Origin of the sequence: Rhodohalobacter mucosus (genome assembly GCF_003150675.1) — a bacterium.
GTDB classification, from domain to species: domain Bacteria; phylum Bacteroidota; class Rhodothermia; order Balneolales; family Balneolaceae; genus Rhodohalobacter; species Rhodohalobacter mucosus.
The window spans coordinates 361,349-373,703 of sequence record NZ_QGGB01000002.1; the positions used below are offsets into that span (position 1 = coordinate 361,349).

Consider the following 12,355-nt stretch of genomic DNA (forward strand, 5'->3'; position numbering starts at 1 on the left):
AACCAGGCTTCATGAATTCGGATACATGGAAAAAAATAGAGCTGATCTGCTTCGAAGCCATGGACCTGGAGGGTGAAAAACTCGATACCTATCTGCTCGAAACCTGTGGCGGGGACAAAGAGATTTTGAATGAAGTCAGATCCCTTTTGCAACAGGCCAATTCTGAACCCACAATCCGGCCGTTTGTTTCGTCACCATCATCGTTCATTTTTAGCGATACTTCCGAACTATCCGAACGATTTATTGGTCCGTATCGACTCATCAGAGAGCTCGCTTCAGGGGGAATGGGCCGTGTTTATCTGGCCGTCCGGGACGATGATCAGTTCAAGCGATTTGTTGCACTGAAAGTGATACGCAAAGACCTGGTTGATCAACGCATTTTGGACCGGTTTTATGAAGAACGCCGTATCCTGGCTTCTCTGAATCACAGTTACATTGCACGTTTGTTTGGAGGCGGAACGGATGATCATGGCGTGCCCTGGTATGCAATGGAATACGTGGATGGAGAAACTATAACGGAATATACAGAGAGAAGGAATATGTCAACGGGAGAGGTTATTAAGCTTTTCCTGAAAGTATGCTCCGCCGTCCAGTATGCCCATCAAAACCTGGTCATTCATCGGGACCTGAAGCCAGAAAATATTCTGATTAACTCTGACGGAGATCCCAAACTATTGGATTTTGGTATCGCCAAACTTTTATCGCAGGAATCTGTTGATGGTCAGACACAATACCAAAATCGAATCATGACGCCGGAATACGCATCTCCGGAGCAGGTAAGTCATGAGCCGGTCTCAACCGTAAGCGATGTTTACTCTTTGGGAGTTCTTTTATACAGACTCACGACAGGGACACTGCCGTACACGTTTGAAAAGAAATCTCCGGCTACTATTGAAAAAATAGTCTCCCATACCATTCCTGAACTTCCATCCAGGAAATCAGGCTTAAAAATCCTCCGTGGAGATCTGGATAGTGTGATCATGAAGGCACTGAAAAAAGACCCTGCTGAGCGTTATTCCTCGGTTGAACAGCTTTCAAATGATCTGAATAGATTTTTACAACATCGGCCGGTAATGGCCGGAAAAGACTCGCTGATTTACCGGGCCAGGAAGTTTACCTCCCGCAACCGATGGACCGTTGCAGTATCCGCAGCTGTCATCCTGCTGGTTTTGTCATTTTCCGTCATCACACTGGTCCAATCCAGAGCCATCCAGGAACGTGCTATTGAAGCAGAACAACAGAGAGACCGTGCCGAACAGGTAAGCGGTTTTTTAACCGATCTGTTTAATTCAGTGAATCCGGATGAGGCGGAGGACAACGCATTATCGGCCATCGATTTACTTCACCGCGGAGCAGATCGGGTCGAAAACGAACTGGCGGATCAGCCCGAACTGCAGGCCAACCTCTATCTTGTCATCTCTGACGTATATGAAAAACTGGGCCTGTATGACGAAAGCCTGAATCTGGCCGGCAAGGCTTTTGAGATGAACAGGTCACTCTTCGGCAGCATCCACCCAGAGACTGCACGCAGTTTGAACGCGATGGGCTGGCTTTACAGACAAAAAGCGGATTATGCGATGGCAGACTCCCTGCTTTCATCGGCACTTGCCACCAGACGTATGCTTTTTGGAGATATCCATCCGGACGTGGCACGGTCACTCAATGATCTCGCCGTACTGAAGCAGTCGCAAGGTGATTTTGCCGCTGCTGATTCACTCTTGCTCGAATCCATCACCATACGGCAATCCTTGTCAGACACACCGGACGAGGCCCTGGGAGTGGCCTTAAGCAATCACGCCGCCCTGAAATACGGACTCGGCGATTTTGAAGCTGCTGAAAATCAAATGAAGGAGGCTCTGGACATTTTCATGCAGACTACGGGAAACCGCGACATGCGTACCGCCAATGTATTAAGTAATCTGGGGGCTATTTTGATGACCGTAAACAAAATGGATGAGGCCATAATATATTATGAGCAAGCCCTCGAGTCCCGGTCTGCTCTACTCAGCCCGGATCATCCCGACATCGCTTCCAGTTATGCACATCTTGGAAATCTTTACAGAAGAACCGGAGATCTTGAGAATTCTGAAACCTCTCTGTTACGAGCTCTGAGTATTCGCAGGAACACGCTCGGAGAGAACCACGAGCTTATATATGATACTAAACGACTTTTGGGACTTTTGTATGATACGATAGGCAATGTGCGCGAAGCCGAAATTTATTATGGTGAAGCGGTGGAGGGATTCAGGAAGCATAATCCACTGGGTCACAATGAAATGGCCGAAACCCTGCACAATCTGGGATCTCTGTATCTTCGCGAAGGTAATCCCGTTAGAGCTGAACCCTTACTCCGGGATGCATTTGAGATACGTAAACGGATCCTGGGAGCCGGTCATGCATTGACGCTTAGCACCCATATTCATCTTGGAATCTGTGTTGCCGAACTGGGAGATACGATTCGGTCGCGTGAACTACTCGAGTCTGCTTTGAAACAGCTTGATGAATCAGATTTAGATGAACCGGAATTACGCAATTTGGCATTTAATACACTCACCGGATTGGAATGAGCATCCGCTTCTCGTCATTAACCAAAAAACATTTCCGAAATTTGAATAAAATGACAAAACAGTATCTAATAGCTTTTTTACTAATTGCAAGCTGCACGGTATTCCTTTTCATCCCTTCAATTTCCTCAGCCCAAAACCTGATCATCCGCGGTGGCTGGATCGTTCATCCCGAATCTGCAGAAGTCATCCCAAATCCAGACATCCTGATACAAAATGGAGACATTGCTGCCATTCAAAGAACCACTTTTGATGATGATGCCAAAATCCTGGCGCTTGATCCCAATGATCATATTCTGCCGGGTTTGATAGACCTGCATGCCCACCTGAAAATGGAATACAGAGGAATTACTCGCGATGACACAACTGCAACGCCCAAAATGCTGCTGGCAAACGGCGTCACAACCATCTTTACGGCGGGTGATGTAGAACCTGAAAAAGTTCTTCAGTTCAAAAAGAATGTGAATGCCGGGAATTCTTATGGTCCCAGGATTCTGAATTCCGGACCCTATTTCGGAAGGGCCAATCCGGACTGGAATCCTGAATATACCCGCGGGGACATCTATAGAATCGTAGACGAGTGGGCTGAAAGAGGGGTTGGTGGGTTTAAAGCCAAAACGATCAGTCCGGTGAACCTGAAACATCTGATAGACCGTGCGCACCATCATAACATCACCGTTACCGCACATCTAAACTCAGGTTGGAACAATACCGTCCGTTCGGATGAAGCCATTTCAATGGGTATCGATCGTGTTGAACACTTTCTGGGCGGAAGCGCACTCCCCGATTCTGTTCACGCCTATGATGGTCTGGAACAGCTGGACCCAGATGATCCTGAATTTGATAAAATCATAGACATCTTCATTGAAAACGATGTCTTTTTCAGTGCAACGATGGGAACCTTTGGGGCCTGGTCGGGAAGCAGCGACCCGGCTTTTGAGAAATGGGTTGATGAAACTGTATACCTCACTCCTTTTACGAAGCAGCTTTTTGAGAAATTTGAAGAGCCTGATACGGAAGGTACCATTGCTGCAGTATATGGTATAAAGAAAGAGCTGATAAAGGATTATTATGACAGGGGCGGTATGATCGTTCTCGCCACAGACAGGCCACTGTATCTGGACAGTTCTCTCGGACCTCATTTTAACGGTTTTTTTGTGCATCGCGAAATGGAAATCCTGGCTGATGCCGGTATCCCGAACGCGGATGTCCTGACCATCGCTACCCTGAACGGGGCCAGGGCGATGGGCCTGGATCATCAGATTGGCTCCATTGAACCCGGCAAAATAGCGTACCTGATGATCATTGACGGCAATCCGATCGAGGATATCCGGAGGACTCGCACGGTACACACCGTCATAAAAGAAGGGAATATTTTCAATTCCGGTTATCTGCTTAACCTGGCGGAAGGCAAGCTGGGTCCTCAGAGTGATGAGAAGTGGATGGAAGACAAGTGACTGGTGATTGCTGACTGGCGACCTGTGACTTGTGATTCTTGATTCGCGAATGATGCCAAATCAGGCTTCAGGCTTGAGGCTTGAGGCTTCAACGTGCGGAATACAATACAGTTCTTAGATCTGAGATCGCATATCTGTTTTCGTATATCATTCCTCACGTTTGACGTCTGACGTTTCCCTTTTGCCTTTCATAAAAAAAGACAGCCCCGGATCTGACCGAAGCTGTCTTTTATGTTTATTGCTTATGCTATTACCCGTGATTCGGAAGTCCGAATCCGCAATGATTCAGATCTTATTTCAGATCAAACCGGTCAAGGTTCATCACCTTGTCCCAGGCTGCGACGAAATCCTTTACAAACTTCTCGCGTGCGTCTGCTGCGGCGTAGACCTCTGCAACGGCACGCAGCTCAGAGTTGGATCCGTGGATCAGATCGGCTCGGGTGCCCGTCCATTTCACGTCGCCGGATTTGCGGTCGCGGCCTTCGAAAACATTCTGGTCGTCAGAAACTGCTTTCCAGGTCGTATCCAGATCAAGCAGGTTTGTGAAGTAGTCGTTCGACAGCGTTCCCGGCCGGTCGGTAAATACTCCGTGATTAGAACCGTCATAGTTTGTACCGAGTACACGCATACCACCCAGCAATACCGTCATTTCTGGCACCGTAAGGGTTAGAAGCTGTGCTTTGTCGATCATCATCTCCTCTTCCGTGACACTATCTCCGGCGTTGTAGTAGTTGCGAAATGCATCGGCTGCAGGTTCCAGCCACGCAAAAGAGTCTGCATCGGTTTGTTCTGCGCTTGCATCCGTACGGCCCGGCGTGAACGGTACGGAAATTTCATGCCCGCCTTTTTCTGCCGCTTTTTCAACAGCCGCACAACCGCCAAGCACAATCAGGTCGGCAAGAGACACCCTTTTGTCGCCTCCTTGTGCATCATTGAATTCTTTCTGTACACCTTCAAGTGTACTGAGCACTTTCGCAAGCTGCCCGGGATTGTTCACTTCCCAATTTTTTTGAGGTTCGAGACGCACACGTCCACCGTTTGCTCCGCCCCGCTTGTCGGAACCGCGGAACGTCGATGCAGAAGCCCAAGCGGCAGAAACCAGTTCCGATACAGAGAGTTCCGTATCCAGAATCATCCCTTTCAGCCCTGCAACATCATCATCGTTAATGTGCTTATAATCCGCAGCCGGAATCGGGTCCTGCCAGATCAGGTCTTCCTCAGGCACTTCCGGACCCAAAAAGCGTGATTTTGGCCCCATATCACGGTGTGTAAGCTTATACCATGCTCGCGCAAAGGCATCTGCAAACTCATCGGGGTTTTCATAGAAGCGGCGTGAAATTTTCTCGTACTCCGGATCCACTTTCAAGGCGATGTCGGTGGTAAGCATGAATGGATCGTGCTTTTTGTTCGGATCGTGCGCATCGGGAATGGTTCCCGCACCGGCGCCGTCCTTGGGTCGCCACTGCCACTTGCCGCCCGGTCCCTTGTACTTCTCCCAATCGTATTCGAACAGATTCTCAAGGTACTTGTTGCTCCATTCGGTAGGGGTGGAGGTCCAGGTTCCTTCAAGTCCGCTGGTGATGGTATCGGCACCTTTCCCGGTGCGGTATGTGCTGACCCAGCCCATACCCTGCATTGTGATCGGAGCAGCTTCAGGTTCGCGGTCGAGGTGCTCTTCAAGAGATGCACCATGCACTTTACCGAATGTGTGTCCGCCCGCAATCAGCGCCACGGTCTCTTCATCGTTCATCGCCATCAGACCAAATGATTGACGTATATACTCCGCAGACTTGGCGGGATTCGGTTCACCGTTGGGGCCTTCCGGATTTACGTAAATAAGTCCCATATGATCGGCGGCCAGTGCCCCTTCCAGCTGTCCCTTTGCATCATGGCGTTTGTCTCCGAGCCACTCGGCCTCAGGACCCCAGTTAACGTCTTCATTCGGCTGCCAGACATCCTCGCGGCCGCCGGCAAACCCAAATGTCTCAAAGCCCATCGATTCAAGGGCACAATTACCGGCCAGTATCATTAAATCGGCCCAGGAAAGCTTTCGTCCGTATTTCTTTTTGACGGGCCACAGGAGTAAACGCGATTTGTCAAGATTAACGTTGTCGGGCCAGCTGTTCAGCGGTGCATAACGCTGATCACCCGTACCGCCGCCACCGCGTCCGTCCTGTACACGATAGGTTCCTGCACTGTGCCAGGCCATTCGGATAAAAAGCGGACCATAATGGCCAAAGTCGGCCGGCCACCACTCCTGGGAGTCGGTCATAAGATCATAAATGTCTCTTTTTACCTCGTCGAGATCCAGCGAATTAAAGGCTTCCGCATAGTCAAAGTCCTCATCCATCGGATTGGACTGGGGTGAGTGCTGACGAAGAATATTCAGATTCAGCCGGTTGGGCCACCACTCACTGTTCCTGGTGCCGCCTCCTGCATTTGGTTTCACGGATCCGCTAAAAGGACATTTACTTTCGTTGCTCATAGATATGGTTTTTGATCAATTTTGGATTACGTTTAATCAGACTAACTTTTTACCAAGATGTGCGATTTTACTTCTCTCAATGTATCAAAATTTTACGGAAGGATTGATAGATAATACCTATTGAACAGATTCCACCCGCTTATTGATTGCACAAATTCACGTATCTGAATTCCTCACAATAAGTTGTAAGCAGTGTTTACATGTTCATTAAAAGAACCATTCAATATCAATCAGAGCGTTTATCAGGACCGTATTCAGATGTGTGTGAGGGAGTATTTCACTGAATTTTTGAATTGCATTTTTATGCTTATATCCCTGCCCCTGCACAGACTCCCCTGATTGCTGCCTTATCTTCCCCGGTCAGCTGCAGAATAGGGAATAGTTCCTGATCACCCATCTGGCTGTGCATCACTGATTTTGAGTTTGGCAGGTGGTCGAGTCCGAATGCATGCCCCAGCTCGTGTGCGAGAATCAAAACCAGTTCCGACTTGGTCAGGTAGGTGTTAACCGTAATCGCGCCTCCGTCCGGAAGGTTCTGATAGGTGGCTTTTGTAAATTTCTTTTCTCCGGAGTACCTGTTGTTGTACTCATCCACGAGACGGTTATTTTCTGCAGTCATCAGGTTCAGGCGATCTGCATCTCGGTTCAGTTCTTGAGCCAAACTCTCCAGATTCTCTTTTTCGCGCTGCACCTCCTGCTGTTTCCGCTCGAGTTCGCGCTTACGATCCTCAAAACGCCCGGCATCCTGCTCTGAGAGCCCTCCCGCTGGCGATCTCTGTTCAACCCATCGATTCAATTCTCCAATTTCTCTCAATGTCTCATTTGCAAGCCGTGAATATCGTTCTGATCTCTCCTCAAACTCTCTCCTCTTTCGTTCATACGTGCGGAGAAACTGATCAAGCCTGATCTGTTCGGACTCAATGCGCTGACGGAATCGCACTTCACCGTCCACCACCTGTTGGCGCTCGTCATATACAAACTTTACCACCACATTGCCTTCATCAGACTCAATTGCCGCGGGTCTGCTGAGCTCTTCCGACCAGATGGAGGCCGCTTGTTTCATGGCAGCCGCTACTTCACTTTCCGAAATTCCAAACCGGCTATCGATCTCACCGATTCTGTAGGTAAGTGGTTCCAGGCATGGGACAGACTGAACAGTGGCTTGCCGTGCCGGTCCCTCATAGTTCAGAAAATAGTATCCTGCACCAGCGAGGATTAAAATGATGAAAAGGGGTTTTAAAAGATCGGGTAGCGTCATATCCGATAGGGTTGAACAGGTAGTTCAGGCTTTCGGCCGGATAAATTATAAAATTCTGTTTCCGTATACTTAACGTTTAATGAGTGCCGTGCATTGCTGTAAAGATTAATAATCGTAGTTCCAACGCAGGTCTATACCCTCCCTGGAGTCGTCACCCTGGGTAATGATAAGTTCCAGGTTCTCCCTGAGCAAATATTCAAGAATAAAGAGGGTTTTGGGTTTTGAACTGCCTATTTCATTCAAAATTGCAAAAAAGGTGCGCTGGTTCAGATACCATCCGGTTTTAACGGAGGTGGTACTCGACGAACCGCTGCCGGTATTGTCAATCTCTACCACGTCAATTCCAAGCTGCTGAGACGCGAGCAGTTCAACCCTGTCGAGAAGTACATCCAGGGCGATATCCGCCGCCGAGGGGCTGCTGCCGGACCCTGCAACAACTTGTTCCCATGACTCCAGTTCATAAAACGGTTTCCCAAAAAGAGTATAGCTAATGATATCCTGCAGCTCCAGCTGAGGTTCGCTGTCGAACCTGAATTCGGGATTTTGCGCCGTCCCTTCTATGATATAAAAAATTCGCACATCCTGGCTTTGGGGAGGTTCGTACCGGGTAACAACATTCAAACCCGGGTCGTCTGCGGGCCCGGTAAAAGTGACACTGCCCTCATCCAGGACGAAATTTTTACCGAGTGGTCGCGCATAGCCGCTTTCCGCAAGCAGGCTCCCAAACATCTGAAGATCCTGCTCTCTGTTTTTAACCAGATCTACGCTCCCGCCCAGTTCGATCTCCATATCGAGGTACTGTCTGTTGCGAATCTGAAATTCTCCTGGAAAGCTTATGTTCATCTCCATGGCAAGCGATTCGTAAAACTCAACGGGTTCTGCTTCCTCCTCTTCCTCAAGCCTTACATCTTCAACCGCAGTTTCCCCAAAATTCTCCAGATTAATAAATCCGCTTACGAACGTAAGACCACCCCGAAGATCCGGTTCCTGAAACGTGCCGCTAAGCGATGCATCCAGATCGATTAATGCATTATATTCGGAACTGTTCGCTGCCCTGAACCGGTCTCCACGTATCGTTAGATCTATCTTTCCGGGAGTCAGGTTTTCATACATAAGAGATCCGCTCGCACTGATCTGCCCCGGTCCGCTGTTCATAGTAAATTGTTGGAGATCCAGCCTGTCGGGCTCTACATTCATAAGGGCACCGATTTGTGAGATTGTAATTCCGGCAGGCACAATTCGAACCGATCCATCCGAAAGCTCCATTCTTCCACTGGGTTTAAGATTTCCGATTGTACCGCTAACCGACACATCCCCGTTGAGCATGCCTTTCACCTGCCGTACCATCCCCGGGTCTGCAAAATCATTGATTACCGCAAGGTTGAAATTATCCGTAGTCAGATCGATCGAGACGCTGTCATCATCAGCAGGCAGTACAACTTCAGCGCGTTTCAGGTCAATTATCAGCGGTGCTGCTGCATCGAAACGGAGCACAGGGTCTTCCTGGGCCACAACCAAACCGTCGAGCCTGAACTCTTCTACATCGTGTATGTAGCTAAGGTCCACATCCACTGAATCAATTCTGATGCCGGAAAGCACACCTTCGCGCAGCTGAAACCTTCCGTCCAGCTGAGGATTGCCAGCTTCGCCGGAGAGATTGGCAATAAAATTCATGCGGGCTTCGGTATCCGTACTACCCGGCTCATACCCCTGATTGGCAAATCCGAGCAGGTACGACAAGTCTGTTTCCACCAATTCAAACCTGCCCTCTATTTCACGGTCAAAAAAACGATCGTCGAAGGTCAGGGGATCGCCTGGCAAATAGGGAATAAGCAGACTGCCCTCAAATATTCGCCCTTCCCTGTGCCATCCTGCCATATGGCCGTTGAGCCACTCATTCTCAATCTGAAGATCGAATCGAACTGAATCCATCTCACCTCCATTAAACGTAAATCCGGTTACGTCTGCTGCTGCTCTCACGGAAAGAATGTCGGGACGCCTGTTGATGTATGCACTCCCGGAAAGCGTTCCCTGAAAAAGCGGGTCTTCCATCATCACAGACTGGATGGCACTCAGGTTAAGATTTTCAGCCTCCAGCCCCACTTCCTGCCGCGTGGAATCGATTCCTGGGATCCAGAGGGATAGATATGCCGTATTGCCGGGGCTTTCAATTCTCATGGTGTCGCTGCGAACGGTACCTTCTTCAATGTATAAACCAAACGGCTCATCCAGGGATAGAGTCCGTTCCCGGGTTGTAAAATTGAGCCTGTCAGTTCGAATTCTAACCAACGACGAATCGGCCCTGAAATCACCTTGCTGCGAAATTGAGTTTCTCTCATCGCCAACAATTTCGAAGCCCATCCTGCCCATTATCTGACCGCCGGAAAAAACAGGAACGAGATTAATCGAGATGTCCTGCAGTTCAAACTCATTAATTACAGGCTGAATTACTTCAATTTGAAGCTCTGCCTCAGTCTCATTTTTCAGGAATGCCGTTGCGCTGCCATTCAATTCCGTGGCGCGAAAGAGGGTATCGACCGCAATTTCGGTGAGTAACGCTTCCGCATCAAACTGCAGGATACCGGTATTATTTCTGGTCAGGCTTCCCTGAATGGATCCTTCTGATCGAAGGTCAGTCAGTCCAAACTGAGCGGCAATCGGGTCAAGATTTTTAAGACGGGCTGTAAAATCGAGCGTATTGGATGGATTTGTAATCTCAAACAGATGCTGGTTCAATGTAATTGATGCGTCCGCAATCGGACTCTCAAGTTGTGCTTCTTCAACAATAAAGCGGCTGTTTTCAACTCTGAATTGAGCCCGAAGGGTTTCGATCTCTTCACCATTCACAAAACTTGAATCGAATTGCATCACTGCATTCACGCTCATAAACTCCGGATCAAACAGCATACCGCTTCCGCTAAAAGCACCATTGAGGCGGGTCGGCAATAGTTCCGTTTCAGCATATGTAATCTCGGCGGCATTAAATGCATTTAACATAATGTCAAAATCATAGGCCGGTTCGGCCTGCCAGTTCCGGACCTCCGCATTTAGAGTCACTTCACTTTCCTGAAGAAGAAGGCCTGCAGATCCGCTTATCCGTCCCGGATCAATATTGCCTTCAAAAATAAATGAGGCGAACTCCTGACTCCCGACCCTGTCGCCGTCCACCCTGATTTCAGCGGACGATTCAAACCTTTCCCGATCAAAGCCGATGCCGCTGAGCTCTGCCAAAATGTTGAGATTGCCTTCATATTCGTCATTGTTCAGCCAAAGCGCCGGGTTGATGCGGCTCCCCTCAATGCGCCCGTTCCATTGCGGCTCATCGCTAAAAATTTCAGCTGCATCAAATGAGTAACGTAAATTCTGGTCATCAAGAGTAATTGCACCGGTTGCGTCAACCTTCCCTTTCCCGAGTTGATGGCTTACTGTTGTGCTGCTCATCCTGTGATCCCCTGCGATGACTTCATTAAGACTGAGATCACCGCTCCATACCATCTGCTCCGGATTTTCAGGCATGATATTTCCCTCTCCGTTATAGCTGAAGCGGCCAACGCGGGGAAAATCTTCATTACCCGTCAATACCGGTGAATCAAGATTTTCAATTTCCATATTCAGTGCGGTCAGCATTATCGATTCACCAACCGAACCTGTGACGGCAAGCCGGAGGGATTCAAGCCCATCTGCCTGCGCATGCATCGAGAGCGTAAGCTCACTCAATGAGCCCGATGCCCCCAGATTGACCTCAAGGTCGCTTGCAAGAGGGAAATCCTCCATGTACACAGCAATGTCTCTCCATGATATCCGGTTCAGTCCCGATTGGGCCCTTACATCTCCATCCGTACTGTACGAACCCGCAGCCTGAACAAGGGATCGTCCCGTATTTAGAACGAATGATTCAAGCGTTATGCGTCCTCCGTCAGCACTTCCCTCTGCCATCAGACGTACCGACTCGGGAAGCCGGTCTTCCTGCAGATAAAGCTCAAGCTGACGCAGATTTCCATAAAACCCTTCTTCCCCGACACCTGCAGAAGCCTCAAGATCAATGTCTGTAATATTCAGATAGCCATCCGGCAGAAGCTGTTCCGATCGGATATACAGAGCCCCGTTTTCAAGACTGAATGTTTCCAGCGCCCACTGCAGGGTTTCCGCAGGTTCTGTTTCATCGGCAGATGCATCCACAAGCTTCATTATATTCCATACGCTATCCTGCTCCTGCGTCACATATACATTCAGGCCGCTTATTCCGGCCTCATCGATCGTGTGAGGCGACCATAAAAGCGCCCAGATCCCATATTCAACACGGAGTGAATCAAGACTGAGAACGGTTTCACCATTCTGATCCTGCAAAACGGCGCCGGTAACGGCAACTCCGTTTAACAGATCGCCGCTTATGGAATTTATGCTCAGATTACCGTTCAGAAGGGAATTCGCCTGCTTTTCCGCTATTGGGCGCAGCCGATCGAACAAAAAATCACTTTTCAGCAGCAGCCGGAGTCCGGCCAGGATTACAACGGCTACACCCAATGCAATAACCCACCTTTTCCAGCGGCTCCGTTTCACTTCGCTATGTTTTCCGTTTTCGCTCATGCAC

5 protein-coding genes are annotated in these 12,355 nt (G+C 49.1%); 2 read left to right on the forward strand and 3 right to left on the reverse strand.

Annotation, left to right across the window (positions count from 1 at the left end; genetic code table 11):
• Positions 1 to 11 precede the first annotated feature (11 nt).
• Together DDZ15_RS02525 and DDZ15_RS02530 are read left to right on the forward strand one after the other, a co-directional pair.
• A complete protein-coding gene (locus tag DDZ15_RS02525; RefSeq protein ID WP_109644503.1) occupies positions 12 to 2,567 on the forward strand; it encodes a serine/threonine-protein kinase in 2,556 nt (851 codons plus the stop codon).
• Positions 2,568 to 2,617: 50 nt separating this feature from the next.
• The gene (locus DDZ15_RS02530; protein ID WP_158278601.1) at positions 2,618 to 4,021 is read left to right on the forward strand and encodes an amidohydrolase family protein; all 1,404 of its coding nucleotides are present in this window, start codon (positions 2,618 to 2,620) and stop codon (positions 4,019 to 4,021) included.
• Between the two features lie 292 nt (positions 4,022 to 4,313).
• On the opposite strand, the gene katG is transcribed toward DDZ15_RS02530, so the two are convergent.
• From katG to DDZ15_RS02545, 3 genes are all read right to left on the reverse strand, one after another.
• On the reverse strand, positions 4,314 to 6,506 hold the full coding sequence (gene katG, locus DDZ15_RS02535; protein ID WP_109644507.1) for a catalase/peroxidase HPI: 2,193 nt from the start codon (positions 6,504 to 6,506) through the stop codon (positions 4,314 to 4,316).
• 307 nt (positions 6,507 to 6,813) lie between these two features.
• On the reverse strand, positions 6,814 to 7,764 hold the full coding sequence (locus DDZ15_RS02540) for a matrixin family metalloprotease (protein WP_109644509.1): 951 nt from the start codon (positions 7,762 to 7,764) through the stop codon (positions 6,814 to 6,816).
• A 105-nt stretch (positions 7,765 to 7,869) separates the two neighbouring features.
• On the reverse strand, positions 7,870 to 12,351 hold the full coding sequence (locus DDZ15_RS02545; protein WP_109644511.1) for a translocation/assembly module TamB domain-containing protein: 4,482 nt from the start codon (positions 12,349 to 12,351) through the stop codon (positions 7,870 to 7,872).
• Positions 12,352 to 12,355: the final 4 nt, after the last annotated feature.

What these genes read in the sequence shown, in the direction of transcription:
- DDZ15_RS02545 (WP_109644511.1), bottom strand. Translation starts at nt 12,351, where the DNA reads ATGAGCGAAAACGGAAAACATAGCGAAGTGAAACGGAGCCGCTGGAAA.
- katG (WP_109644507.1), bottom strand. Translation starts at nt 6,506, where the DNA reads ATGAGCAACGAAAGTAAATGTCCTTTTAGCGGATCCGTGAAACCAAAT.
- DDZ15_RS02540 (WP_109644509.1), bottom strand. Translation starts at nt 7,764, where the DNA reads ATGACGCTACCCGATCTTTTAAAACCCCTTTTCATCATTTTAATCCTC.
- DDZ15_RS02530 (WP_158278601.1), top strand. Translation starts at nt 2,618, where the DNA reads ATGACAAAACAGTATCTAATAGCTTTTTTACTAATTGCAAGCTGCACG.
- DDZ15_RS02525 (WP_109644503.1), top strand. Translation starts at nt 12, where the DNA reads ATGAATTCGGATACATGGAAAAAAATAGAGCTGATCTGCTTCGAAGCC.